Origin of the sequence: Luteimonas sp. TWI382 (assembly GCF_039674545.1) — a bacterium.
GTDB lineage: Bacteria > Pseudomonadota > Gammaproteobacteria > Xanthomonadales > Xanthomonadaceae > Luteimonas.
In genome coordinates this window covers 1-259 of sequence record NZ_JBDJNS010000066.1, presented here as the reverse complement: position 1 = coordinate 259, position 259 = coordinate 1, and the positions used below count along the sequence as shown (strand labels likewise).

The 259-nt window shown below is 69.1% G+C and carries 1 protein-coding gene; it reads left to right on the top strand.

Annotated elements, in window-relative coordinates; genetic code table 11:
- A partial coding sequence (locus ABE505_RS17110; protein WP_346458294.1) for a hypothetical protein occupies positions 1-259 on the top strand: 259 nt, incomplete at both ends.

Genomic DNA, 259 nt, shown 5'->3' with positions numbered 1-259 from the left:
CATCGGCGATGTGGCCGGCGTCGCGCAGAACGCGGTGGCCTACGACGACACCGACAAGGCGCGCATCTCGTTGGCCGGCGCCGAGGGCACGGCGATCACCAATGTCGCCGCCGGTGATCTCACCGAAGACAGCACCGATGCGGTGAATGGCGGTCAGCTGTTCGAGACCAATACGCGGGTGACGGCGGTCGAAGGCCGCGTGGACGACCTGGACACGCGCATCGGCGATGTGGCCGGCGTCGCGCAGAACGCGGTGGCC